We start from the raw sequence: 25749 nt of genomic DNA, 5'->3' as shown, positions 1-25749 counted from the left end.
GCCGTCACCTTCTTTTCTCCACTTTGATCTCGAACGTGCAGCCATCCAATTCAAAATAGCAAGGGTACCTGGCATTATCAGCTACTCGCATTAAACGAAATTGCTCACGAATGGTCAGGTCGGGATCAAGCTGACTATCTGCCGGTGTTCTCCGTGGATAGTAGCTGCTGTCGCCTTGCTGCTGCTCTGCTCTCGCAATAACGGCCGGATATTGCTGCAGAAACTGATTGCATAGTGAAATTGTCGTTTTACCAAGCTCCAGTCTCATCTCGTCGATTAGCTCATTTCCTTCAAACACGAGCTTTTCCCGAAGATAAATTGGGCCGTCATCGACCTTCCCCACTGCTTCGAACAGCACAACCGGAATTTCGTTATCACCTTCGAGTATGCGCCACGTTAAGGGAGACCAGCCTTTTCCCTTTGGCAAATCGCTGGCATGAACGACCAGATTATGCAGGTTCCGAGACAGCAGTGTTGGGGAAACAATCTGCTCACACCCTAGAAAAAAAGCAATATCCCCACTCGTCAAATCAGAAGCATCGTGGATCCACATAATTTCTTCTGCATGCTTCTTTAAGGTAGGCAGCCACTTAGGAATATGATCGTTAATCCAATTTTTCCGATCCGAGACGATTGTAATTTGCTTTAGCATATTAGTAACTCCTCTACCGTACGGTCCGCTCCAAGACCATCCACTAGCTGGAAGCCTTTCTCGGACATCATTGTCATTTGTTGGGTATTACGCATAAATTCAAGCACTTTATCCCGAATATGACCGATTTGCACTTGCTCTGCTCTGCCTAACAAGGTAATCACACCTAACCTTGCAGCATATTCAGATAACTCCATCTGGTTGTCTGCCGTTATTATTACGATGGCAGGCAGTCCGAGACAGCATCTTTCCCATGTCGTTGTTCCGCCAGAGCCTATGGCCAAATCTGCTTCCTTCATGAAGCTGGCTACATCCTCCACATGACCATAACATTCCGTATTATTAAGCCTTGCACACATCGTATGGATTCGCTCTGCTTGTGCATTGATTTTGCCTATTAAAACCTTAATGCACAGCTTGTCCTCTACTATCTGTTGAAGCTGCTCTAACGACTGAAGTGTTTTAACCGTTTCTCCCGTATGATCTGCCCCCCCGAAAGAGACGAGTACATTCCGAACTTCCCCGGACCTTCGACTTACATGAGTCTTTGCACCAGTAAATTCGGGCTTGAGCAACGCATATTCAGGACCAAGCAGTAAGGTTGTGCTACTCTTAACTAACCCCAAATATCGCTTCTCCCCATTCTCATAGGGATTCTGGTCCAGCAACAGATCACATTGGTGGGGTCGGTCTGCCAAATCATCGATTACCATTACACGCTTAACGTGTCGATTCAACATGGCTTCGAACCTAGCATCCAGCCCATAATGGTCAACAATGAGCCAATCGACGGTTAATGATGAATGATTGCTCACATAAGCCATCGTGAATTCAGCGTCTGTTTGCCAGCTTCCCTGAGTTGGGGGAAGAACCCCTACAGAATATCCTCGGCTACGTATGTACGAAATTAAATTCCCTTGAAGCTCCTGACAGATGAACGCAATATCAGCTTTAGGCTTGAGACGATCCGCTAACGTCAAGCAGCGAATAATGTGGCCTGAACCGATCTCAACAGAAGCATCAGCTCTAATGTAGATTTTCATCCGGTAACAGTCGTCTCCTTACAATCGCTTATGACTTGGCGGACTGCTTGGATAACATCATCTACATCCTCGTCAGTCATAGCTGGAAATAAGGGCAAGGTTATAATCCCTTCATACACCTGCTCTGCTATGGGACAAAGACCTTGCTTATAACCCAATTTTTCATAGTAGGGCTGTAGATATACCGGAATGTAATGCAGGTTTACACCAATATTCTCGCTATACAATCGGTCGAAAATCTCGTCTCTCCCTACGGTCAAGCTCTTCGTAATAATCCGAATAACATATAAGTGCCAGCTTGATTCACCTTTACCCTCCTGATAGGGAATGATGATCTCTTCACATTCACAGAATGCTTGATGATAAGCTTCTGCAATTTTCTTTCTCTTATTTACAAAGGTATCTAGCTTGTCCAGTTGGCTAATCGCGAGGGCGGCGGCGATATCCGTCAGACGATAATTGTAGCCAAGCTCCTGCATCTCGTAGTACCATCTCCCCCGTGACGGGTGCTCCATCCATTCGGGATCTCGTACGATACCATGATTTCTAAACCCAAGCAGCTTGTGATAAAAATACTCGCTATCCGTCGTAATGACGCCTCCTTCACCGGCCGTGATATGCTTTACCGGATGGAGACTAAACATAGTCATATGGCTTACCGAACCAATACTTCTAGTTTGATAGGTAGCACCAAGAGCGTGCGCGGCATCTTCAATGACAATTAATTGATGCTGCTCTGCCAGCTTATGAACTCTCTCTAAGTCTGCCGGCTGCCCGGTAAAATCAACAGGAATAATAGCTTTCGTACGCTCTGTAATAAGTGCCTCGATCGCTTGGGGGTCTATATTGTAGGTTCTCTGATCAATGTCAGCAAAAACCGGCGTCGCGCCCTGATACAAAATACAATTAGCACTAGCAACGAATGTCAGAGGAGACGTAATGACCTCATCTCCTGCCCCAATTCCTGCTGCATAACAAGCTGCATGCAATGCTGCAGTGCCATTGGCGAAAGCAACAGCATAGCGAGCACCTACTTTAGCCGCAAGCTTTCGCTCGAACTCTGGAACAAGCGGTCCCGTCGTCAAATACTCTCCACGAAGCACGGTAGTTACCGCTTCAATATCGCTTTCATCAATCCATTGCCTTCCATAGGGAAGCATGGACGCTCGCTTTGACTTTCCTTCCAGGCGACTCATGCATATTCACCTAGGTACATCCTGATCTCTTCATCCGATAACCAATGGCTATTCGTATGACTGCTGTAGCTGAATCTTTCGTGTAAAGGTGTTCCCCCGTAGAAATCGGCCTCATGCTCATCTAACCAAACCGGATATTCCGGCTTGATGACGAAATATTGATCGAATTCGACGGTTTTACGAGCATCATCCTCTGTAATCATCGCTTCATGCAGCTTCTCGCCTGGACGAATACCTACATAGTCCATCCGGCAATTCGGGGCAATAACGCGCGCTAGATCAACGATTTTTACACTGGGGATTTTCGGAACGAATATTTCTCCGCCCTTCATTCGAACTAGACAATCCTGAACGAACTGTACTCCTTGATCGAGCGTAATCCAGAAGCGTGTCATTCTCTCGTCGGTAATGGGCAATCTCCCTGTATCTCTAAGCTTATGGAAAAATGGAATAACACTTCCTCTGCTTCCAACGACATTGCCATATCTTACGACAGAGAATCTTGTTTGAATTTCTCCTACATATGAATTGGCTGCAACAAAAAGCTTGTCCGAGGCGAGCTTTGTCGCTCCATACAGATTAATGGGATTAGCCGCCTTATCCGTGCTTAGCGCAATAACACGCTTTACACCGCGGTTAATGGCCGCATCGATGACATTCTGCGCACCAAGAATATTCGTGCGAACCGCTTCAAAAGGATTATATTCACAAGCCGTAACATGCTTAAGCGCTGCTGCATGAACGACAATATCGACACCATCGAATGCCCGATTTAACCGCTCCAGATCCCTCACATCTCCTATGAAAAACCTCATTCTAGGATCAGTGAATTCCTGGCTCATTTCGTATTGCTTTAACTCATCCCTACTGAGGACAATAACCTTTCGAACGTCCATTTCCAGCATTTTGCGAACGAATTTTTTACCGAAAGACCCCGTTCCTCCTGTTACTAGAACGACTTTCCCATTGAAGTCCATGAAGTTTACTTCCCCTCTTATTCGATACGTTTTGTTAATATACATTAATAATATGTTACACTTTGTATCATGTCAAGTATAAAAATGCCAGAATTTGTTTATTTCTATCCTCTTATTTTGAATAAAGGTTCCAGCGGTTTGCAGTGCAGCCTCTGCTCCAAATCCCCTTCTTTTAATGCAGCTTGTAGTCCTCTCAGCACTTCATCGTAAGCCACTAGTAATCTTGTAATATCTATATCAGAGTGGGAAAAGCTCATATTATGGGAGCCAACCGTTAATATTCCACGCGCCAGCATTTCTTGCAAATAATAGGTCTTAATTATCCACGAGCTATATTGTGGCAAATCCTGAACGACCAAAAATGACCAGGTTGGGCTTCCCCCCACAGATAATACCTGATTTAATTGATACGTCTCTATTAATTGTGTGATCCCTTCCATTACCTTGCGACCCTGACCATGAAGCGTCTGAATAACCGGCTCCACTTCCATCTTAGTTATAGTAGCTAAAGCCGCAGCGAGAGACAGTGTTTCCCCACCGAATGTGAAGGAGAAGAAAATATCTTCCATTAGCTTCATGATTTCCTTCTTGCCCACGATTGCCGAGATCGGGTACCCGTTAGCCATGCCTTTACCGAAAGTCGCTAAGTCAGGTGTTACCCCGAAGCTACTCTGCGCTCCACCCAGATGAAATCGAAACCCTGTAATCGTCTCATCGAAAATAAGCACCGTTCCGTTATCCCGACATATCCGTTGTACACCTTCCAGAAATCCGACCTCAGGTGGCGTCATACTCATTGGCTCCAGCATGACAGCGGCGATTTGACCGGGATGCTCTGCGAATAGCTTTTCTAAAGTGTCCAAGCGATTATAAGTAAAAGTATGCGTCAAATCCCTTACTGCCTTCGGGACTCCCAAATGCCGTGCGGTCGATCCAATGTACCAGTCCTGCCAACCATGATAACCGCATACGGCGACATGCTCTCTCCCGGTATACGCCCTTGCCAGTCGTATCGCTCCTGCAGTCGCATCCGAGCCATTCTTGCCGAATCGCACCATCTCCGCGCATGGGATAAGCTCAACTAGCTTTTCCGCTACTAGCATTTCCAGCTTATGAGGTAGGCTGAAGGAAACTCCGTTATCCATCTGGCTTCGCACTTGGGCATCCACATAAGGATCAACATAGCCTAACGTAACTGCGCCTAGACTATTAACAAAATCAATATATTCGTTTCCGTCCGCATCCCATACATGACTGCCGTGTCCTCTCTCTATGAAGTAAGGGGAAACCTCGAGCGGGTAATGGGTCTTGCTCTTACTGAAGGTTTGGCTACCTAGCGGAATGGTGTTCAAAGCTCTATTTAATAGTTGTTCAGACTGAGCATAACGAATGGACATTGGGAATCCCCTCTTCTAGCTTATTTTCCATTGGGATGGATTAAGGAACGCCGGATCAGTAGCGGCAAATTGCGAATAATCAAGCCATTTCGTCGGCTGACGTAATAGGGATACGAGCTGCTGTAGCTGCTCTTGACGGTTAACCCCACACACGAAAGCATCGACTTCCGGAATGTCGTTAACGAAGGACAATGCTGCCCCGATGGGACTTATTCCCCTCTCGGATATGTAGCTTCTAAATTTATTTATTTGTGCAGCATAAGGTAGAAAATAACTCGGCAATTCCAACGGCTCCATACACAGTAGGCCCTGTAGAAACACCGATCTAGCGTGCACCTCAATTCCTTGCTGCTTACAGCGCTTTAGAAACCCATTGTGGATGAGTCGCTGATCGAACAGATTGACTGGCGCCTGGATTAAATCAATTGGGAATCGGCTAATCAGCTCTTCTATTTGATCCTCTGCATAGATGGAAACACCAATCTTCTCAGTGAAGCCCATTCGTTTACACTTTTGTAGCCCTCTCATAATCATTTCACCGTAAGGAGTAAGAAGATCATCCGCTCGATGTAATATAAGTGCATAGACACTCCTCTGCTTAAGGCGTAACAGTGACCCTTCCATCAGTCTTACGACCTCTTCCGAATCGAAATCACCTCCGTTTGCTGGTACAAGCCCAGGTAGCTTTGTCGTTATCCGAAAAGAATGCTCTTTGGGCAGCAGCAAGCCGAGTACTTCCTCACTTTTGCCGTACGAGGCTGCCGTATCAATGATGGATATTCCGCTACGCCTCGCCGTTTCAAGAATCTCCTTTGCTTCCTCTAGAGCCGTTTGCCCTGTTTGATTTGAAATGCCGTAATCCATGCCGAATTGAACGGTTCCAAGCCCCATTTTCACGAGCTAATCTCTCCTTTGAATCTCTCATTTCACTTTGTAATCGCAGAGCCCGCATTACGAACAATTCCGCTATTTAATTCAGTAAGCTGCGGATATTGCTCCAAAATATGTATCCAATGCTCTAACGTAGCCAAGCGCGGATTGATTCCCCATTCACGTGCTTTATCTATGAGAGCGGACAGAAATAAGTAATCCTCTTCCTCGTCCAATGTCCATCTCAACCTAGAATAATCTTCTGAAGATCCGACATTTGCTTTTGCGAACATATGTGGCTTGGAGTGAATGTATGGCGTAACATGCTCTCTCTCAAAAGGGGATGTAGCCTCCTTCCATGCTTGCTCCAAGGCTTCATAAGAAAACACTTCCACATCAAGACCATCTGGAAAGGTTGGCGGGTGAATATTAGAGCTATATTGTAGACTCGGATATCGCTTGACGAAGCTTTCAACAACGGCGTCGACAACCTCCGGGTCAATTAACGGACAATCTCCGGTAATTCGTAGCACAGCATCCGCCTTCGTAAGGGTAGCTGCCCGATAATATCGGTCTAGCACATCCTTCTCATCGCCACGAAATACTGCAATGTTAAGGCGTTCCATTTCCTTCGCTACCGCATCGTCTTTCTCTGACACACTTGTCGCCACGACAATCTCATGCAAGGTACGACATTCTGAGAGGCGCTCAACAATAAGCTCCAGCACTGTTATTCCGTCTAATAACCGCAATACTTTCCCCGGCAATCGGGATGATCCCATACGTGCTTGAATGATAGCAACGACCTTCAATTTTTCCACGTCCTATCTATACAATTTTTGTTAAAAACGACATTGACTCTATATGCTTTGTAGTATAAAGTAAAAACATAAACGATACAATATGTAACATAAATATTCCAAAATGTATACTTCAAGGAGGTAACTATGGATCTTTCCACTCTTAGTCGCCAAAGAATGAGAGACTTAATCGAGCCTTATTACATGCTTAATCGCGTTACTGTAGGAGATGAGACATCACAATTTGCCCGTAGCCTTGCTACGCAGTTAAATGCAGACCTCCTATCCCTCCCTTCAGGAACACCCTGCTTGACCTGGACCGTTCCCGACAAGTGGGTCGTTCGGGAAGCCTACATTGAAACATTAGAGGGAGAGCGGATTGCAGATTTCGCATGGAACCCGCTTTACTTGAATTCTTACTCAGCCCCATTTAGCGGAATATTATCCCTCTCGGAGCTGCTAGAGTATGTATCCACCCATCCCGAGCTAGAAGATAGACTCATTTATCTCAACCGCTGGCAGTACCACAAGAAGCACACCAAATGGGGCTTCAGCATTCCCAAATCTAAGGTCGATAGCCTGCAGGATGAACATTATCGGGTTCATGTCGACACTTCATTCGAGCCGGGGGAGTTAGATGTAATTGACTGGATCTTGCCTGGTCAAACGAAAGAAACGGTGTTTTTTGCCGCCCATACCTGCCACCCCGGACAAGTAAACGATGGAGTCGCCTGCATTGCGGTACTGGTTGAGCTGTTTCAATATTTGCAATCGTTGCCCGAGAGACATTACACATACCGCCTAATCGTAGGACCTGAGTATTATGCAGCAGCAGCGATATTAGCGCATGGGAAAGACATCCAGCACCTTCGGTACGGATTTTATTTAGACATGATGGCTAACGCCCTGCCTCTGAGCTTCTCCCGCTCCTTTAGCGGAAATAGCTATGCAGATCGAATAGCCCGTAGTGTTCTTGCCCATTACGATACTGATCAATTAGGGGCACCTTATCGCAGTCTCTATGGGAACGATGAGATGTTCTACGATGGCCCGGGGTTTGAAATTCCGACGGTTTGTCTCAGCCGTCATCCCTATCGTTATTATCATACGGATTGGGACAATCTCGAAAACTGTGATTTTGACAAATTGGAGGAGTCGCTTGCTGTGCTAAAGGATATCGTTGAGACGTTCGAGACCGATACTATTCCATCTCGCAATTTCGAGGGTCCGCTATATTTAACAGACTACAATCTATACATTGACCCTAAATTGGATCAGCGAGGATATACCGCCCTTCAGGAAATACAGATTTTAATGAATGGGCAAAGAAGCTGCCTAGAAATTGCGGAGCTAATCGGCGTCGATTTCCTATTTGTAAGAACCTTCGTTAATGAACTGTGCAAGCATAAGCTAGTAACCCTAAAGCATTCTAATACCCCGACAACAGCCATCGACTCCAGCTTCTCGACTTTGCTCTTGGAGGCGATTAGATGAGAAGCTACCAGAAACATCTCTCACACACCTCTACTCCCGTATCAACAGCTATTATTCGTAAGCCTACCTTTCGATCATCCGCAATATTTCCTGTATTTCAAACCGCAGACATTACGACTCGGATATGTTTTCTAGGGTATTGGATGGTTAAGCGTAGTATTCCAGAAATACAATCTGTTGTTACTTTGCGGTCAAAGGAAGGACAGATTTTGTATCGTATTTCAGAACGAATTACCCAAGCTAAGGCTTATCAGATTGAGCTGGGGGACTTGTTAGCTGCAGTTGCAGCTACAGCAATGGCAACGGCTTCGGCTTCCATTCCTGCTCAGACGGAGTTTACCGGCAGCTTGGAAATCGAATTTTTCTCCGTGCGCGACCTTGTATTCTCCTACCCCGCAGTGGTCGTCAACTATTACGGGGATGGGTTTAGCAGTGTCGTACATACCGCCCAAAGAATCTACAATGACGCCGAGGACCGCAGCACGAATCAGGAAGCTCTCGTATCAGAAGCTGGCTTCAATATATATGCCGATGGCGACCGAGAGCCTTTCTTCTCCTTCATTAACGGATTCGAGCCTGTACGGAATGGGCGAGTATCGATGAAGTTCTACAATAGCAAGAAGGAGACAATGGATTTCGACATTGAGGTCCCCTTGCTGGCCCCCTACGAAACAACGATCATCTATCCCGATCGTCACACCGATCTTCAAAGCTTCCTGAATGGGCAGCCGGGAACCGCTCGAATTCGCTTTGATGTGGCTTGGATTTTTCCGCGAATTGTCGCCGGAAACTTGCAGCATTCTAAGAAAGCACTCAGCGTAACCCACACCTATTACGATTGCTCCAATCGAGCTACTACAGATGATTATTGGCATGAGCCGCAGCAAGGTTGGCATGCAGCTAATATGCTCATTCCTCTAACGCTTTCTGATGAACGCTATACCCATGTCAATTTTTATCCTATCTATTCTCCCTCCGAGCTGGAAATTGATATCGAGCTTTATGATTCCGAAGGCCATCTGCTTGGATTCAAGAGCAACGCGCAGTCTATCACTCCAAGGGACAATCGCCTACAAACGTTAGATCTCAACTCACTTATTCGTAATTTGGGCATAACTGAAAGTCAGCCTCTGAGCGCAAATCTGATCGCCCGACCGATCCACAACAGCAGACTGCCAACTCGTCTAAAGCTCGGGCTGGACTATGGATTAAACGACAGTGCTCTCTCCTGTAATATTTGCAAAAGCATGGATGTATTCAATCCTGCCCTAGAGCAGAAAAGAAGCAGCTTTCACTGGGCTCCGATCATTACCGATCAGTTGGACAGCCTTATATGGATTATGAACAGCAGTCCGATGAATCCTTACACACGTAGTGCCTCCATTACTTTGACCTTCTACCGCGAGCAAGATACAGAAACAATCATTCGCGAGTTGATGTTAGCGCCTAATGGCAGCTACTGCATTCGTTTAAGCGAGCACCCAGAGCTGCGGAATTTCCTCGGCAGCCGCATTGGATGGTATTCATGTGTATCTGATAATCCTCATATCAAAACCTATTATTTGAGCGAAAGTAGCTCCGGTATTGTAGGCGGAGACCATGATTTCTAACTTAAGAAATAGCGGAGGCATTCCTATATGCTTATGGACTTATTTGATCGACTGTTTCCTATTAACAGAAGTATTACCGGTGACGGGGTTAGACAGTCGCTCCGTATTCTGGGCGAAATCGTCCCGATTAAGCAGACGGAATATGCGACAGGAACGGAATGCTTTGACTGGACGGTTCCGAAAGAATGGAACGTCAGAGGAGCTTACGTTAAGGATAGTCAGGGTCGTACTCTCATCGATTTTAAGGAAAACAATTTGCATCTGATGGGATACAGCGTGCCCTTTCGGGGGTACGTATCGAGGGAAGAATTGATGGAGCATCTACTCACGCGGCCCGACCTTCCGAATGCTATTCCTTATATGATGTCCTACTATAAGGAGAGCTGGGGCTTTTGCGTTGAGCATAACCGTTTGCCGGAATTTACAGATGAGTGGTACGAGGTGTTCATTGACTCCGACCTACAAGATGGACATATGACGCTGGGAGAAGGTTTCATCCAAGGCTCCTCCAAGCAGGAAATTCTTCTGTCCACCTATATCTGTCATCCATCCATGGCTATTAACGAGCTGTCCGGACCATTAGTCCAAACGATGATCTATCACTATCTGCTTCATAGAAAAAACTTGAAATACAGCTACAGATTTCTGTACTTGCCGGAAACCATTGGTTCTCTCCTCTACTTAAGCCAGTATGGGGAACAGCTCAAACAGCGGGTTGTCGCTGGTTATGTTGTGACCTGCGTGGGACACGGGGAATCCTTTACCTATAAGCGCAGCAAACGCGCCGATACACTTGCCGATAAGGCAGCCATCCATGTTCTGAAGCAGTCCGGCAAGCCCTATACTGTAGTCGACTGGAATCCATTCGGCAGTGACGAGCGGCAATACTGCAGCGAAGGCTTCAAGCTTCCGATGGGGAGCCTTATGCGTACGATGTATGGACAATATCCGGAATACCATACCTCTCTCGACAACCGATCGCTAATTTCCGAGGAGGTGCTGCTGGAAACTATCCAAATGTACATCGACCTAATCGAAACACTTGAAGCAAACGAAACATACGAATGCACCCACATTCATGGGGAGCCTAAGCTCGACAAGCGCGGATTGTATCCCTATCTAGGAGGTACCCGAACGAAGGAGGAGCAACGCCAGATTTCGTTCATTACCAACTTAATTGCTTTCAGCGATGGGCATAACGATCTTATCGATATCGCAGAAAAGCTAGGCGAGATGGGCAAAGAGCTCAATAAGCCCGCTCAGCTTCTGGAGCAGCACGGACTACTTCGCAGCTTAAATGTTGAACGATACAATACTCAATACGATTTAGTTAATTGAATCAACTTCTGCAGCGCCCTTAACCGCTTTGGCTGGGGCAATAACTATAGATTTTATGGTTAACAGTGCAATCAGAGAAACCTTCTTCTTTGTTACCCCATATGTCTAAAAAAACAGAGCTTGGAGTGTTTATTACTCCAAGCTCCTTTTGTGAGCTATCTACATGAGTTTAGAAAACAAAAAAAACAGCCTCATCAGCTGTTATCGGCGCAGTAAATGAATTTTGCTATTATATGCGGCATCTTCCTCACCGGATTCGAACCGCATCTTAATATATTTGGCAGGTGTTCCTGCATGTACTTCATTTGCTGGCACATTATTGAGAACAGTACTGCGAGCGGCAACTACAGCCATTGAACCGACCGTCACCCCTGGATAGAGGAATACATCGCTAGCGATCCACGCCCCGTCTTCAATAACAATGGGTTTGACGACTAAAGAAAAATGGGGATCTGTCGCTTGATGGCTACCCGTACACAGGTAGCTATTTTGCGAGATAACACAATGGCTTCCAACTGAAATGGTATCCAAGCTGTACAGCTCAGCATTATCGCCGATCCACGAATGCTCCCCAACCTTCACCTTCCAAGGGTAAGTAATTTTCGCAGAAGGTCTAATTTTCACCCCCACCCCAATATCAGCACCGAACAGTTTGAGCAGTAGCCTTCTCCAAGAATACATCGGCTGTAGAGAATACCGAAAGAGCGAACCTTGAACGAACCACCATAATAAAACGATCAGTCCGTTCCTGCCTCTTGAATATCCCGTTTGGTCATACAAGTCCAGACGAATGAGATTGTTCATTTTATGCCTACTCCTATTTCTATCATAGTTTGTTGGAATTTACTCATGACCGAATTGTAGCCTAAGTGGGCAACTGCGTATTCTCTCGCATGCGTTCCACAAAGCTTACGATCATCTGCTCGGTCCGCCAATGACACCAAAGCTTCAGCCAGCTTATCCGCGTCCTCCGGTGGCACAAGCATGCCCGCCCGTGATTGCTGAATAACCGTATATACCGCCGTAGATTCTTCTGCCATTGCGATAACCGCCCTTCCACTGGCCAGCATCCCCGTTAGCTTAGAGGGCATAACCAAATCGGAAGCATTCCTTTTCTGCATAAGTAGATGAACATCCGCCATGTTTAAGAGCTCGTTGAGCTTTTCCGCAGGCTGCAAGGATAGAAATCGGACATTGGTTAGCTGCTTAGTCCGTGCCTTCTCTTCTAGCTTCTTCTTAGCTACTCCATCCCCGCAGAGGATGAAAGTAATGTTGGGCATAGAGCGTAATCGCTCCGCAGTATCGAGCACCGTTTCTAAGCCTTGTTTTTCCCCCATATTGCCCGAATACAGCACGACCAAATCTCCATCACGGTAACCCATCTCTTGCCGATATTTATTTCTCACGCTTTCTGGTAGGGGATGAATAGCTGAAATATCTACCCAATTAGGAAAAAGCCTAATCTTGCTCTGGGAGACCCCTTTCTTCAGAAGGCGCTGAGTCATCGGCTCGCTAATCGAGGAAACGGTATTGAATCTTCGCATCAACCAGCCTTCCAAACCGACAATGAATGAATTTAACCCCTTATGGTTTGGCAAAATCCCTAGCTCAAATGCGGCATCGACCTCAAAGTCCTGAACGTGCAGCCAGGTTTTGACCTTTAGGATTGCGGCTAAGGCAACTACCATTGGAGAGAGCGCGATAGGAGGCTCCACAACGAGACAAACGTCAGGCCGCCATAACATATGCCTTATTAGCAAAGGAATGCTGGACACCGCAAATGAGAACAAATGAAGCAGTCGCTTAATACCTGAACCCGATTTCGGCACCCACACTGGGCAGCGCCATACCTTTGCACCGTTCCACTCCTCCGCAGTATAACGGTAGGCAGAATAGCCCTCCTGTACCTTCCAATGCGGATAGTAGGGAGGGGCTGTTACGACACGCACATCATATCCATGCTCCGCGAGCCATCTAACCATTTCCCCATTATATTTGCCTATACCCGTTAGCTCGGGAGCAAAATTAATGCTGTAGAGCAACAGCTTTATTTGACGTGATGATCGGGCCATTCCCATTCAACTCCTGAATATGCCTTTGCTAAACAACTGCTTCTCCCCATGAGAAGGAAAATTCGACAACGTCACCCTCATTCAGCTTGCCACCGGTTTGAATCTCAATAATCTCTAAATCGGTTATCGCTTTTAAACCGTGCTTCGCTCTCGGAGGAATCTCGCAGATAGAGCCGGCTTCGACTGGAATCGTTTTGCCATCCAGGTACACCTCTCCTTTTCCGCTGAGAACATTCCAAACCTCTGTCCTCTGGAAATGAACCTCGATCCCCTTCTGCTTACCTGCATTCACCGAAATGCGGGTCGTTAACACTTCTTTGCTCTCATCTAAAATATAGTGATCCAGCACCTTGGACGTACCCCATTGGTGCTCCTCGTACATCGGCCTCTGCTCGAACAAAATCAATTCTTTCAGCCGGGTGCTCGCCGCTTTGTCAGATACGAGAATACCATCCGGGCTTGCAGCAATAACTACATTAGATAGCCCTAGAACAGTAATGGGAATATGAAGCTCATTGATAATGTGCGTATGATGGGAATCCTCGCTCATAACACTTTTACCAATTTGCGAAACAGCCATTTCCTCTGTTAACGTATTCCACGTTCCAAGATCCTTCCAATATCCCTCGTATGACAGCATGACGACCTGATCGCTCTTTTCGACGACCTCGTAATCAAAGCTTGTTTTCTTTAGCTCATGATATTGCTTAGACAGCTGTTCATATTGCAATGGTATTCCCTGTTCATAAAGCTGTGTGATCAAGTAGTCCAGCTTAAACGCGAACACTCCGCAATTCCACATCGCTTTTTCTATTTCAATCAGGCGCGAGGCTTCCTGTTCCTCCGGCTTCTCACGAAAGCTCTTAACCTTTAAGTACTCCGTCGTGCCGGCAATTGCCTCAGGGACGATATAACCGTATTTGGTCGATGGATACGTCGGTTGCACACCGATTAGTGCCAAATTAGCTGAGGACTTATTCAAAAGCTGATCCAATTGCTTCAATTGCTCGAAAAACTTATCCTCCACGAATGGATCTACCGGAAGCACAACAACCGTTTCATCAAGATTGGCACCTTGAACGGAATATAAATAGGAGGCCGCGAGCGCAATGGCAGGAAAGGTATCTCTCCGTTCAGGCTCGACGATAATGTTTGCTTCTGGGCCGATTTGCTGCGTAATCATATCCACCTGCTTGGAGCTCGTTGCGAATAAGGTGCTTTCTGCTAAGCCTACATTATTCAACTGACGCCAAACTCGCTGTAGCATCGATTCCATGTGCCCCTCGGGGCTTTTTAATATTTTCAAAAACTGCTTAGAACGTGCCTCGTTTGATAGTGGCCAAAGCCTCTTCCCAGAGCCACCAGACAGCAAAATCAGCTTCATGGGTATTCCCCCTCTTCGCGATCCTACATCCCTATTAAGGAATTTTAGGCCATTACCCAATTAATTCTTTATTCTCCTGCTCTTTGGATGCTGCTAGAAAGGTATCAAACCATTCCAAATGCTTCTCAGCCATCTTCTCAATCGTATAGCTTTGGGAAACTTCCAGGGAAGCAGCCCCAAACTCACTGCGAATATCGTCATTGTCCAATAAAAATTTACATTTCATTACAAGTCCATTCGTATCCGATACATCAACGATGAACCCGTTACCGCCATTCTCAATTAAGCTATAAGCAGCGCCAGCCCCTGTTGTCGTAACGACAGGCAAACCAAAGGATATGGCTTCATTAATAACTAATCCCCATACATCGTAGCGGGTAGGCAATACGAACACATCAGTTGCTTTATAGAACTCAATTAGCTGCTCTCGGCTCATAAATTCCTTCAAAATGACGTTCTTTAATCGTAATTCCTTAATGATGATTTGATATTGCTCCTTCAGTGGCCCTCCCCCAATAATGACGAGAGTCGTGTTCCCATCATCCAGCAAAGGAAAGGACTCAATAAGCTCCGAGAACCCCTTACGCGGAATAAACTGCCCGATGGATACAATGACCTTCTGCTTTAACCGCTCCTTAAGCTTGAAGGCATGAAGCCTCGAGGGCTGCATCGGTCTCAGTTCGTCCTCGGTGTACGCTAACGAAGAGAAGGGATACTCGTAAATAAGCTTAGGATCTGCACCGTAATGAACGAAATACTCAGTACAGTGCTTGCCTGAAGAAAGCCAGCCTGTGGCAGAGGAAATGAAGTACTTCTTAAGTCTGTACTTCCACTTATTCTCTTGGGCCACGAAGCCGCCATCCGAATTAAGCAAGAACGGAACGTTATTTGATTTAAGCCAGCGTATGGCAGCCATTTCTGTCGGCGAGCTGTAGCAGCCCAAAATGTAAATATCGAATTTGCTTTGCTTAAGCTGTTTAATAATTGACCAATTGACGTGCTTATCCAACCCAACAGTTATGCCTTTAAGAAAGACACTCGTAAAATTCATGTTCTGCTTGTTTACGTTCCATTGTCGGTTGGACTCTGACTCCGCTTCAAACCACACCGTCAGGTTACAATGCTTGCCTAGCTCGTTAAAAAACTCTACCCGGTAGGGCGATGGAATGTTCGTAATGAATAAAACATTCATCATACAACATCGCTCAAGCTTGCCGCGACCAACGGGTCGGAGAAGTCATAGGCCTGCTGCTTAAGCGCACCGTATGATTTCGCTTGATTGAGCTGAATATCCGAATCAACCATCATTTGAATAAGCTGCACAAACCCTACCCTGCGTTCCCAGCCTAATTGCTTTTTGGCCTTGTCAGAGTCACCCAGCAGCAGATCAACCTCTGCAGGACGATGGAATCTTTCATCATTCACGACATAGTCCTTGTAATCTAATCCCACATAAGAGAAGGCAACCTCCAGCAGCTCTCTAACCGAGTGCGTTTCTCCCGTAGCAATGACATAATCATCAGGTGTGTTCTGCTGCAGCATTAGCCACATAGCTTGAACATAGTCCCCTGCAAATCCCCAATCCCGTCTCGCTTCAAGGTTCCCCATCCGCAGCTCCTGCTGCAGCCCAAGCTTAATGCGAGCTACTGCATTCGTTACCTTGCGAGTTACGAATTCAATGCCTCTGCGCGGAGATTCATGGTTAAACAAAATTCCTGAGCATGCGAATAGATTAAAGCTTTCGCGGTAATTCACAGTCATCCAATGCGAGTACACCTTAGCAACACCGTAGGGGCTTCTTGGATAAAATGGTGTTGTTTCCTTCTGCGGTGTTTCCTGCACTTTACCGAACATTTCGCTGCTGGATGCCTGGTAGAAACGAGTGGTCGGCTTCACCAAACGCACAGCTTCTAGCATATTTGTTACTCCAATGGCCGTTAACTCACTCGTTAGCAACGGCTGTGGCCAAGAGGTTTCAACGTACGACTGGGCAGCGAGATTGTAGACCTCATCTGGGTCAGAGATCTGTATCGCCCTGATCAAGGAGCTCAAATCCGATAAATCCCCATCAATAATTTCGACTCTATCTAAGATATGCTCGATATTCGTGTAATTAGGTGTACTTGTACGTCTACGCAATCCGAAAACACGATAGCCCTTGTGAAGAAGAAACTCAGCTAAATAGGAACCGTCCTGTCCAGTAATACCGGTAATGAGAGCTCTTTTCATAAATCCTCCTAATGTTCGCCCGTTAGCGCTAGATTTTGCTTGCTTTGCAAATACCACGAATACGTATTTTCAACACCCTGCTTGAGAGAAATGCTTGCATTCCAACCTAATTCGGAAAGCTTTGAAACATCTAGCTGTTTTCTAGGCGTTCCATCTGGCATATCACTGTTGAAAATAAGCTCACCCTTATAGCCGACTACATCCCGCACAAGATTGGCGAGCTCAAGAATGGTTAAATCTTCGCCTGTGCCTATGTTTACAATTTCGTTGTCATTATATTGATTCATGAGATACACACATGCATCCGCCAAGTCATCCACATGCAGAAACTCGCGAAACGGCTTACCTGTTCCCCATATTTCCACGGCCCTCTGCCCGCTTTCCTTGGCATCATGCATTTTTCTAAGCAATGCTGGTAACACATGCGAGGTTTGCATATCAAAGTTATCAAAGGGACCGTATAAGTTAGTGGGCATGACGGATATAAAGTTCGTGCCATACTGACGGTTATAGGACTGACACATCGTAATTCCAGCTATTTTAGCAATCGCATAAGGCTCATTCGTCGGCTCAAGGGGACCACTTAGCAAATAATGCTCTTTAAGCGGCTGAGGAGCATGCTTAGGATAGATGCAGCTGCTTCCTAGAAATATGAGCTTCTTAACGTAATGGCTATAAGCTGCATCAATCACGTTGGTCTGAATAAGCAGGTTGTCGCGTATGAACTCTCCAGGATAGTCCCGATTTGCAACAATACCTCCCACTTTGGCCGCTGCCAGGAATACATAATCTATAGATTCCTTCTCAAAAAATTCATTAACAGCATTGGCGTCCCTTAAATCCAGCTCCCGGCTAGTGCGGTACACAAGATTGTTGTAGCCTTCCTTTTGCAGCTTTCTAACGATTGCGGATCCCACCATTCCTCTGTGACCAGCAACATATATTTTCGAATTCAGTTCCATCTCAACTACTCCTTCTAATAAGCGTCTTTCGTTCGAAACATCACACTTATCGTTCTGAAAATTAACTTAATATCAAACCAAATGGACCTTTGGTTAATATATTTCAAATCAAGCTCCACCATCGCTTTGAAGTCGATATTATTACGGCCACTGACTTGCCATAAGCCCGTGCAGCCTGGAATAACCTGGAGTCTTTGTCTTTCATAGGTCGTATAAGTCTCGACCTCTCGCGGCAGTGGGGGGCGTGGTCCCACTAAGCTCATATCCCCCTTGAGAACATTAATGAACTGCGGCAACTCATCTAAGCTTGTTCTCCGTATAAAGCGACCTACTCTAGTAATGCGTGGGTCGTCCTTTATTTTGAACATTGCCCCGTCAATCTCATTAAGGTGAAGGATATGATTCAGAATTTGATCCGCGTTGCTAACCATGGAACGGAACTTATACATCTTGAAGGTTTTCCCATTCTTCCCCACACGCGTCTGCTGGAAGAACACCTTCCCTTTGGGGTCATCCAATTTAATGGAAACGGCAACCAGTAAAAATACCGGCAGAAGGAAAATCATTCCGAATGCCGCCAGACTCACATCCAGCAATCTTTTGGCTAATCCCTGCTGTAAACTAATTCGAGGCGCTTCTAACTCCATGTCAGCTTCTCTTGAAATCATTTACCACCACTCCTATAAATCTTCTTTATATTTTTGGTGTCTTCAGATTATGTACAATTTCTTCAAGCACGTTGAGCAATGGGAATCTCAATTCTTCATTACGAAGGGCAAAATCAATCGTTGTTAAAATAAATCCTAGCTTATCTCCGACATCGAACCGCTTGCCTTCAAATTGATAAGCATATACCTGATCCATAATGTTCAATTGCTGAATAGCATCCGTTAGCTGAATTTCCCCACCTGCGCCCGGCACTTGATTTTCTAATATCTCAAATATATCTGGGGTTAAAATATATCTTCCGAGAACAGCCAGATTAGACGATACTGTACCCCACGCCGGCTTTTCTACGATTTGCAATACATTCGAAAGTCTCCCATGCTCCTCTTCCGGTACAACGATTCCATATCGGTGAGTTTCTACCATCGGTACAGGCTGAACGCCAAGGATAGATTTCTGAGTAAACTCGAACTGCATCATCAATTGCTTCAGGCAAGGTACTTCAGCTTGTACAATATCGTCACCAAGCAATACGGCGAACGGCTCATTACCAATGAACTTCCGAGCACACCACACAGCATGACCTAGACCAAGCGGCTCTCTCTGACGGATATAGTGGATGTCAACCAGATTTGAAGATCGTTTCACTTCCTCAAGAAGCTTAAGCTTGTTTTTCTCGAACAATGCATGCTCTAGCTCGAAGTGGCTGTCAAAATGATCCTCGATCGCCCTTTTACCTTTGCCAGTAACAATAATGATTTCTTCTATCCCTGATTGAACAGCCTCCTCCACGATATATTGAATGGTCGGCTTATCAATAATTGGTAGCATTTCTTTCGGCATCGCTTTGGTAGCTGGCAAGAATCGGGTTCCCAAGCCCGCAGCTGGAATAATAGCCTTTTTGATTTTTTTCATCCTATTCACTGTCTGTTCCCTCCTTAACACCTAATTTTTTATAATCTGATTTCGTGCTTGCTGCCCCGTTTATTTTTCTTCACAACGAGACATATTGTATCGCTATTTATCCAATTTATGATACATATTGTATCATGTCAAGCATAATTTTACCCTTTATTGCCATACCCATATTGAATTTCACGTTTCATATCTCGCTGATCGTTGAGGACAATCCCCAGAATATGAGCATTAGCATATTTCAAATAAGTAAGAGCCTTCTGTGCAAGCTCCTTCTTCGTCTTACCGGAGCGGATTACAAATACGACACCATCGCACTTGGGAGCTAAAATATGAGCATCTGTGACGACTAAGGCAGGGGGAGAATCAATGATAATGACATCAAATAAAGTTTTTAATTCCTCTAGAAGCTTTGACATTCTGCTGGACTCTAACAATTCTGCTGGGTTGGTCGGGATTATACCGGAGGGAAGAAGCTTTAAATGCTCAATATGCGTGTCGACTAGACATTGCTCCAATTGATAATGCCCTTCGAGCAGGCGTGACAGTCCATTACGATTGGACTTCATGAAGTACTCATGCTGGGTTGGCTTTCTTAAATCGCAATCGACGATGACTACCTTCTTGCCTAGCTGGGCAAATGAAACTGCCATATTAACAACGGTAAGAGACTTACCGGTATTTTTCTCTGTTGAGGTTACGAGTATCGTTTGTACCGGTCGATCAATTGACGACCAATGAAGATTCGTTCTTAAAGTTTTGTAGGCCTCTGAAATGGGGGAGAATGGATTTTCATACGTTATGATCTTTCGGTTGTTAGCTGACATTAGAATCAAAGCCTCCTTGCGTAATCAGAATTAATTCTAACAATAAGATACAAAGTGTAGCATGTCAAGACGTTAACGGTTAATTTAAGCTATTTTTGCGACAATTTGTTTCACAAGCATAAACAGATCTCGCTGTCTTTTAAATAGCGAAAGAATGTTTATGTCGGAGGTTATTCAGAAATGGATATGGTGTAAACGTATACATTCTGAATAACAAATAAAAGAACCCTGCAGCAAATGCCGCAAGGTTCCTAATTGTTACCGTTTTCTTTTGTTATCTGCTTGTCGTACCTCTACAAACGCTCTTAACCCGCAATATCACGTTTCCGAAATACTGTCCAAGAGATGAGGTTAAATAAGACGAAATAACCCGCAAGTATGGAGAGAGAAAAGCCGAGTGACATCGGGTGGTTATGGAAAGGGCCATCTGCGTTCTCGATATAGCTTGTGAGATTCAAATGCATGAATAGTATATATTCAACCCATGCCTTATTCGTCAGTGACAATAAGTTTGTAATGATAGAGCCTGCAAACAGCAGCGTAATAGACAATCCAATTGCCAAGCCACTACTGCGGAATGCGGATGACATCATAAAGCCAAACGTTACAATGATAATAAGGGTTATGAATTCATACAAGTAAAACTTAAGCATGTACTCCATATTTGACATGCCTACTACTGAAGATAAAACATCTGAATCGCTAGAGCTACTGAATACGGCCATATTAATCAGCCAAGTTACGATAAATGTAATCACGGTAAGAATAAGAGCAAAAAGTAGTGTTGATAAATATTTCGATAACAATATAGCAGAGCGACTCCATGGACGAATCAATAATAATTTAATTGTCCCCCATGTAAACTCACCGGCCACTGTTTCAGAAGCGATAACAACGGTAAACATCGTAATTAAGACAAACATTATCGTTGTTTCAATATTCATTATAGCCCAGCTCGTTGGTGCATCAGAGCCACTAGCTAAAAGCACTATGATTGAAATTAGGATAGGCAATCCAATTGTGATCCCCAACATAATCCAAGTCCGAACACGACGAAAAATTTTCATATTCTCGTTCTTAATGAGGTTCATAAAGTTAACCAATAGATTCACTCCCCGTCATCTCGAGGAATTGGTCTTCCAACGACTTCGTCTTCACACGAATTCCATAGACATTAATACCGGCCTCTACCAAACGACGGTTCTGCTCGGCTATTCCCGCTCGATCCAACGAAAGGGCTAGCTGGCCATCCACAATCCGCCCTGAGCCTTTCCCCTCCAAAATACCAAGTGCGGCATCCGGATGATCAACCTCGAAATAAACCTCTTCCGTCGTTGCTGCATCGCTCGTTTGCCCCCTGATGGAGCGGACATCAATAATTTTACCATTTTGCAAAATGGCAATCCGATCGCACATAAGCTCCATTTCGGACAATAAATGAGAGGAAACAACGACAGACGTCCCTTCATCCCGTGCTAACCGGCGCAAATAGTCTCTAAGCTCACGAATCCCTGCAGGATCCAATCCATTCGTCGGCTCATCTAGCACCAGTAGCTTAGGCTTATGCAACACTGCTTGTGCAACACCTAGACGCTGGCGCATTCCAAGGGAATACTTCTTAACCTTATCGTGGATACGACCCTGTAAGCCTACAAGCTCAATAACCTCTTGAATTCTTTCCTTCGTGATGGAAGGATTCATCCGAGCGAAATGAAGTAGATTCTGGTAGCCAGTCAGAAACTTATACATTTCCGGGTTTTCTACAATAGCGCCAACATGTACGATCGCTTTCGGAAATTCCGTACGAACACTATGATTAGCAATTTGGATATCCCCTGAGGTCATACCCATCAATCCAACAATCATTCTGATCGTTGTCGTTTTTCCTGATCCATTAGGACCTAAAAACCCAAATACTTCGCCCGGCTGTACCTCAAAGGACACGCGGTCGATAATCGTTCGTTTGCCTATGACCTTAGTCACGTTCTGCAAACTGACGACGGGAGCCTGTGACATGAGCTAACCTCCGACATTTAGAATAAATACACACCTTACAATTATACCAATAATATTAGTATAAAGCCTTGGTATTTAGGTAAATTTTATCTACCAGACGCTCACATTGAACACAGTAGCCAAGAGGATAGAGGGCGCGATAAAAGCCCGTTCGGAACAATAGCCCCGCTTGCTCCATCGTTCTAAGCTGATCACACTTCACACAATAAAATAAAATGCTCTGCTCCATCATGGCCTCCTCAAACTGAACAATAGGTCAGCACATCTAGATTTAGTTCACATTTAAGTAACTGAGCAGCTGATCTTGAATCTTCTTACGCTCCTCTGGTGTCACGGTATAATAATAAATTCCATTGATCATTGTTCCCTTGCCATCTAAGATCAACGTGTCCACTTTCTTTATTAAGGGTTTGTAGTCCTTCGCTAAATCAAGCATATTCTGAGCGGTTAGATTAGTTTTAACATTATCTGCGAGAAGTGATAACAGCTTGGGAAGCTTCGTGATGGAGCTTACACTAGTAACACGTTTGATGGCATCCGTAAGAACATCGCGCTGTCTCTGTGTTCTGCCGAAATCTCCTTGTGGATCTTCCTTACGCATTCGAATATATGCCAATGCCTGATCTCCATTCAAATGCTGTGATCCTTTAGGGAAATGGAAGATGGAAGTAAATTCGCGAGCGTTGGTTACGTCCACCCCATTTAGAGTATCAACGATTTTCACATAGCCTTCCATATTCGTTTTCATGTAATAAGCAATAGGTACTCCGAATAACTTCTCAACTGCCTCGACGGCCAAAGATGTTCCTCCGAAGGCATAAGCGTGATTTATTTTATCGTATTTACCTGAATTAGGCATAAGAACTCTTGTATCTCGAGGAATAGAAATCGCAACGGCTGCTTCCTGCTGAGGCAGTAGTGTGAGCAAAATCATAGTATCGCTTCGCCCACGATCACCCGGTCTTTCATCAACTCCAAGTATGAGCATGCTAAAAGGATCTTCCTTAGATAAGCTCGGGTGGCGCAGCCGCTCTGCTCCAATATCATCTAGAGTGTTAGCAGTAAGTGTAAAGAGAGGATTCACAGCAGCTTGAGTCGTTTGCTCATTATTATTGGAAGAATTGTCAACGGGATCAGGTGACTCACTTGGTAGCGTCTCTGACTCGAAAACAGGCTCAACCCACTTGGTAGAAGGAAGAGGCTCATACATAGCACTTATTGTTTTATGCATGGAATACCAAACATAACCTCCACTTATTAATGTAAGAACCAGTATCGTTAATAGAGAGTATAGAACTATCCGAATGATTCGAGCCCTTTTCAACATATATGGCCTCCTTCTAACTCTAAGATGAAACATCCAATTGTTTGAACTGCCCATCATTGCTGCGATCTGCTATTTTCTGATATAGCTTATAAATATGAGGGCTAGATATTAGCATTATTCTTAAATACTCATTTAGGCGATATTGGAACGATTGCTTTTCCAGCCCTGTCAGTATCCATTTCACCCCGTACAAATATAAACCTTCATCTTCGGCCACATTCACGACAACTGCTTTTAGCTGGATGAGATAATGACCTAATTTAAGCTTAAGGAGCCATTCAACATCGTCCCGCAAAGGAATTTGCAAATGTGTTTTGAATTGACAGCCACCCAAGCTTATGTTGTTAAGCATAACGCGTTGTGAACGACTGCCGATTTCCCTTTCCTGAACCCGTAATAGGGATAATTCGGCATATAATGGTGTGGTTAATTCGAAACGAATATGCTCACGACGATGCTCCTGTATTTCGTCTTCCATTTCATCACCAAACTCCTATTTAAAGATACAAAACGTATCTAAATATTTGAGTTTAATGTACGATACATTTCGTAACAAGTCAATACTGTTATTGCTTATGTGTTTATTTCATTGATAGGTTTAGTTATGCTGGACAATGGACAATAATATATCATACAATTATTTGCGACATTTTGTCGCAAATAATGCATTTGTTTACTATAAATATTATGATGAAATTAAAGACTATCATCGGAGGGATCTAATGAATATCGGCAGTCGTCTCGCCTTTCTAAGAGACCAGCGCGGTTTAACTCAAGAAGAGCTAGCTACTTCCCTTGGTATCTCACGTGCGGCGTTATCCCACTATGAGAAAAACCGTAGAGAACCCGATACGGAAACTTTAGGTAAAGTAGCGGACTTATTCCAAGTTTCCTTAGATTATCTGGTTGGAAGAACCCATCAGTCTTCAGTCACATTAGATCCTGAAGTTCGTCAGTTTACAGACGAGCTCGAATTAGCAGATGTGGAATTACTAGAACGTTTCGCACTCACAATCGATGGACGCAAGCTTACTGCTGAGGAAGCACGTCGTTTCATTGCCTTTGTTCGTGCAGAGCGTAATATGAGCAACAGCTAATGATTGCAAATAAAACCTCATGGAGAGAATGCAGAAGCATTCTTTCCATGAGGTTTTGTATACCTATCCCTATGTATGTTTTATATATATCATGACTGTTGAATCGGGTTTTTGTATTCCTCGGGCCACTTTTCTTTCTGAATACCAAGTTGCTCTAGAATTCTGCGGATGTCAATTTCCAACGGTTGCTTTTCAACATTCATTCCCATCGGTATATCCCTCTCCATCTCCGCTTTCAAACCCTCTCTATGCTTCTAGTAATGGATCACTAATAGAAGTATAGGTCATAGGGCTTGCGGAGGGTGTCGAGCGATGTAGGCCATACCGTATTTTTTATTCAGAAGTTTTGTCGAAAAGGGCCCCTTTTACACGAATACGGCTGATTATCAATTTCCTTCCTAGCAATTTAATATTTATCTAAGTAATCAACAAATAAGTAAGTCCATAAAGCTGGGCCTACTCATTTAAGATTACGTTCTATCCAGGATGTAATCAAATCCTTAAGCTTTCCAATATTCATGAAGGCTACAATAGCACTTTGTCTATCTGCTGAGGAGGTTTCGTCAAAATAGACTAAACCCCGCTTTTCATCGAAATCTTTAAGCTTGCGCATGTTCACTAAATTTGTCCGATCAAGCTTGTAAAAGCCTAGTGCCTCGATGTGCTTCGAGTACATGCTGAGAGATGGAACGAGTGGATACACCCGACCGCTGGATGTGTGAAATACGACTGCTCCATCTTCTGTCTGGATATAAAGTACTTCTGCCATATCCATCATGATGACTTCACTTTCGTTGTTCCGATCCCTTGTGACGGGTTGATGCATATCTTCCACTCCATATGGTTTTTCCATGCTGTTGACGGCTACCCGGATCTC

25 protein-coding genes are annotated in these 25749 nt (G+C 44.7%); 4 read left to right on the top strand and 21 right to left on the bottom strand.

Features of this window, described 5'->3' with window-relative positions:
- Positions 1-4 precede the first annotated feature (4 nt).
- From KCTCHS21_RS05855 to KCTCHS21_RS05825, 7 genes are all read right to left on the bottom strand, one after another.
- The gene (locus KCTCHS21_RS05855) at positions 5-652 is read right to left on the bottom strand and encodes a formyltransferase family protein (RefSeq protein WP_197726508.1); all 648 of its coding nucleotides are present in this window, start codon (positions 650-652) and stop codon (positions 5-7) included.
- A complete protein-coding gene (pseG, locus tag KCTCHS21_RS05850) occupies positions 646-1695 on the bottom strand; it encodes a UDP-2,4-diacetamido-2,4,6-trideoxy-beta-L-altropyranose hydrolase (RefSeq protein ID WP_130605825.1) in 1050 nt (349 codons plus the stop codon). The genes KCTCHS21_RS05855 and pseG overlap by 7 nt, the downstream gene beginning before the upstream one ends.
- The gene (gene pseC, locus KCTCHS21_RS05845) at positions 1692-2891 is read right to left on the bottom strand and encodes a UDP-4-amino-4,6-dideoxy-N-acetyl-beta-L-altrosamine transaminase (protein WP_130605823.1); all 1200 of its coding nucleotides are present in this window, start codon (positions 2889-2891) and stop codon (positions 1692-1694) included. Before pseC ends, pseG begins: the two co-directional genes overlap by 4 nt.
- Entirely contained in the window at positions 2888-3868 is a 981-nt protein-coding gene (gene pseB, locus KCTCHS21_RS05840; RefSeq protein WP_130605821.1) for a UDP-N-acetylglucosamine 4,6-dehydratase (inverting), read from the bottom strand. Before pseB ends, pseC begins: the two co-directional genes overlap by 4 nt.
- Positions 3869-3972: 104 nt before the next feature.
- Entirely contained in the window at positions 3973-5265 is a 1293-nt protein-coding gene (locus KCTCHS21_RS05835) for an aminotransferase class III-fold pyridoxal phosphate-dependent enzyme (protein ID WP_130605819.1), read from the bottom strand.
- A 15-nt stretch (positions 5266-5280) separates the two neighbouring features.
- Entirely contained in the window at positions 5281-6156 is an 876-nt protein-coding gene (locus KCTCHS21_RS05830; protein ID WP_232058213.1) for an aldo/keto reductase, read from the bottom strand.
- A gap of 35 nt (positions 6157-6191) precedes the next feature.
- On the bottom strand, positions 6192-6956 hold the full coding sequence (locus KCTCHS21_RS05825) for a cytidylyltransferase domain-containing protein (protein WP_162309281.1): 765 nt from the start codon (positions 6954-6956) through the stop codon (positions 6192-6194).
- 156 nt (positions 6957-7112) lie between these two features.
- On the opposite strand from KCTCHS21_RS05825, the gene KCTCHS21_RS05820 reads away from it, so the two are divergent.
- Genes KCTCHS21_RS05820 through KCTCHS21_RS05810 form a run of 3 tightly spaced genes read left to right on the top strand, consistent with a single transcriptional unit; the run spans position 7113 to position 11377 of the window.
- The gene (locus KCTCHS21_RS05820) at positions 7113-8429 is read left to right on the top strand and encodes a DUF4910 domain-containing protein (RefSeq protein ID WP_162309280.1); all 1317 of its coding nucleotides are present in this window, start codon (positions 7113-7115) and stop codon (positions 8427-8429) included.
- A complete protein-coding gene (locus tag KCTCHS21_RS05815) occupies positions 8426-10039 on the top strand; it encodes a hypothetical protein (RefSeq protein ID WP_130605811.1) in 1614 nt (537 codons plus the stop codon). The genes KCTCHS21_RS05820 and KCTCHS21_RS05815 overlap by 4 nt, the downstream gene beginning before the upstream one ends.
- 33 nt (positions 10040-10072) lie before the next feature.
- Positions 10073-11377, top strand: coding sequence for a DUF4910 domain-containing protein (locus KCTCHS21_RS05810; RefSeq protein ID WP_162309279.1), 1305 nt, complete (start codon positions 10073-10075; stop codon positions 11375-11377).
- A gap of 201 nt (positions 11378-11578) precedes the next feature.
- On the opposite strand, the gene KCTCHS21_RS05805 is transcribed toward KCTCHS21_RS05810, so the two are convergent.
- The 13 genes from KCTCHS21_RS05805 to KCTCHS21_RS05745 all read right to left on the bottom strand — a co-directional run bounded on the left by KCTCHS21_RS05805 (position 11579) and on the right by KCTCHS21_RS05745 (position 24253).
- The gene (locus tag KCTCHS21_RS05805; protein ID WP_130605807.1) at positions 11579-12181 is read right to left on the bottom strand and encodes a putative colanic acid biosynthesis acetyltransferase; all 603 of its coding nucleotides are present in this window, start codon (positions 12179-12181) and stop codon (positions 11579-11581) included.
- Entirely contained in the window at positions 12178-13449 is a 1272-nt protein-coding gene (locus KCTCHS21_RS05800; RefSeq protein WP_197726507.1) for a glycosyltransferase WbuB, read from the bottom strand. Before KCTCHS21_RS05800 ends, KCTCHS21_RS05805 begins: the two co-directional genes overlap by 4 nt.
- Positions 13450-13477: 28 nt before the next feature.
- The gene (locus KCTCHS21_RS05795; RefSeq protein WP_130605805.1) at positions 13478-14833 is read right to left on the bottom strand and encodes a sugar phosphate nucleotidyltransferase; all 1356 of its coding nucleotides are present in this window, start codon (positions 14831-14833) and stop codon (positions 13478-13480) included.
- A gap of 52 nt (positions 14834-14885) precedes the next feature.
- Entirely contained in the window at positions 14886-16028 is a 1143-nt protein-coding gene (locus KCTCHS21_RS05790; protein WP_130605803.1) for a glycosyltransferase family 4 protein, read from the bottom strand.
- Positions 16025-17062, bottom strand: a complete 1038-nt coding sequence (gmd, locus tag KCTCHS21_RS05785) for a GDP-mannose 4,6-dehydratase (RefSeq protein WP_130605801.1) — start codon at positions 17060-17062, stop codon at positions 16025-16027. The genes KCTCHS21_RS05790 and gmd overlap by 4 nt, the downstream gene beginning before the upstream one ends.
- Before the next feature lie 8 nt (positions 17063-17070).
- A complete protein-coding gene (gene fcl / locus KCTCHS21_RS05780; protein ID WP_130605799.1) occupies positions 17071-18024 on the bottom strand; it encodes a GDP-L-fucose synthase in 954 nt (317 codons plus the stop codon).
- A gap of 14 nt (positions 18025-18038) precedes the next feature.
- Positions 18039-18671 carry a sugar transferase gene (locus KCTCHS21_RS05775; protein ID WP_232058212.1) on the bottom strand — a complete coding sequence of 211 codons (633 nt, stop codon included), beginning with the start codon at positions 18669-18671 and terminating at the stop codon, positions 18039-18041.
- 46 nt (positions 18672-18717) lie between these two features.
- Positions 18718-19605: a UTP--glucose-1-phosphate uridylyltransferase GalU gene (gene galU / locus KCTCHS21_RS05770; protein WP_130616376.1), complete on the bottom strand. Its 888-nt coding sequence runs from the start codon at positions 19603-19605 to the stop codon at positions 18718-18720.
- Positions 19606-19754: 149 nt separating this feature from the next.
- Positions 19755-20432: a CpsD/CapB family tyrosine-protein kinase gene (locus KCTCHS21_RS05765; protein WP_130605795.1), complete on the bottom strand. Its 678-nt coding sequence runs from the start codon at positions 20430-20432 to the stop codon at positions 19755-19757.
- Between the two features lie 305 nt (positions 20433-20737).
- Entirely contained in the window at positions 20738-21523 is a 786-nt protein-coding gene (locus tag KCTCHS21_RS05760; protein ID WP_232058098.1) for an ABC transporter permease, read from the bottom strand.
- A 4-nt stretch (positions 21524-21527) separates the two neighbouring features.
- Positions 21528-22448, bottom strand: coding sequence for an ABC transporter ATP-binding protein (locus tag KCTCHS21_RS05755; protein WP_130605791.1), 921 nt, complete (start codon positions 22446-22448; stop codon positions 21528-21530).
- Positions 22449-22719: 271 nt separating this feature from the next.
- Positions 22720-23775: an LCP family glycopolymer transferase gene (locus KCTCHS21_RS05750; protein WP_157993959.1), complete on the bottom strand. Its 1056-nt coding sequence runs from the start codon at positions 23773-23775 to the stop codon at positions 22720-22722.
- A 19-nt stretch (positions 23776-23794) separates the two neighbouring features.
- The gene (locus tag KCTCHS21_RS05745; RefSeq protein ID WP_130605787.1) at positions 23795-24253 is read right to left on the bottom strand and encodes a PilZ domain-containing protein; all 459 of its coding nucleotides are present in this window, start codon (positions 24251-24253) and stop codon (positions 23795-23797) included.
- Positions 24254-24497: 244 nt separating this feature from the next.
- On the opposite strand from KCTCHS21_RS05745, the gene KCTCHS21_RS05740 reads away from it, so the two are divergent.
- Positions 24498-24872: a helix-turn-helix domain-containing protein gene (locus KCTCHS21_RS05740; RefSeq protein WP_130605785.1), complete on the top strand. Its 375-nt coding sequence runs from the start codon at positions 24498-24500 to the stop codon at positions 24870-24872.
- Positions 24873-25332: 460 nt separating this feature from the next.
- Here the strand turns inward: KCTCHS21_RS05740 and KCTCHS21_RS05735 are convergent, their stop codons facing one another.
- On the bottom strand, positions 25333-25698 hold the full coding sequence (locus KCTCHS21_RS05735; protein ID WP_157993958.1) for a LytTR family transcriptional regulator DNA-binding domain-containing protein: 366 nt from the start codon (positions 25696-25698) through the stop codon (positions 25333-25335).
- Between the last annotated feature and the right edge of the window lie 51 nt (positions 25699-25749).

The sequence above is a fragment of the Cohnella abietis genome, from assembly GCF_004295585.1.
In the GTDB taxonomy this organism is placed as follows: domain Bacteria; phylum Bacillota; class Bacilli; order Paenibacillales; family Paenibacillaceae; genus Cohnella; species Cohnella abietis.
Note: the sequence above shows the minus strand (reverse complement) of the source record. Positions and strands in the feature narration are given on the sequence as shown.